The sequence below is a fragment of the Streptococcus pluranimalium genome (assembly GCF_047785745.1).
GTDB lineage: Bacteria > Bacillota > Bacilli > Lactobacillales > Streptococcaceae > Streptococcus > Streptococcus pluranimalium_B.
On record NZ_JBLOJT010000221.1, the window covers coordinates 1 to 733 of the forward strand.

Here is a 733-nt window from a genome sequence, read left to right on the forward strand (position 1 = left end):
TTTAGTTTGGCAAGATGACTATTTAAGCTTGCAAATTTTCATGAAAGCGATATAATATAAGTATAGAAAGCGCTTCAAGCGCAAGAAAGAGGTATCTTATGATTAAATATAGTATCCGTGGCGAAAACATCGAAGTGACAGATGCAATCCGTAACTATGTCGAATCAAAGGTTGCAAAGATTGAAAAATATTTTAACGAAGAACAAGAATTAGATGCTAGAGTAAATCTAAAAGTTTATCGTGAAAAAACAGCTAAAGTTGAAGTGACTATCCCGCTTGGATCAGTAACATTGCGTGCGGAAGATGTCTCACAAGATATGTATGGTTCAATTGATTTAGTTGTTGATAAAATCGAACGTCAGATTCGTAAAAATAAAACTAAAATTGCTAAGAAACATCGTGAGAAAGTATCTACAGCACAAGTATTTACAAGTGAGTTTGAAACAGAAGCTGCTGAAGAAGCTTCAGAAACCCGTGTTGTTAGAACAAAACATGTGGATTTAAAACCGATGGATATTGAGGAAGCTATCCTTCAAATGGAGCTACTAGGACATGATTTCTTTATCTTTACCGATTCAGAAGACGGTCAAACCAATGTTTTATATAAACGTGAAGATGGAGAGTATGGCTTAATTGAAGCTAAATAGCAAAAACTTGCAGAGCAGATTAGTATCGATTCGACCACCTGTTTTACGGGTGGTTTTGACTTTTTAAAAAAACTTGTTGACAATCT

1 protein-coding gene is annotated in these 733 nt (G+C 34.7%); it reads left to right on the forward strand.

All coding sequences use genetic code 11. From position 1 onward, the window contains the following. Positions 1 to 98: 98 nt before the first annotated feature. On the forward strand, positions 99 to 647 hold the full coding sequence (hpf, locus tag ACMZ6U_RS10620) for a ribosome hibernation-promoting factor, HPF/YfiA family (RefSeq protein WP_416108371.1): 549 nt from the start codon (positions 99 to 101) through the stop codon (positions 645 to 647). Positions 648 to 733: the final 86 nt, after the last annotated feature.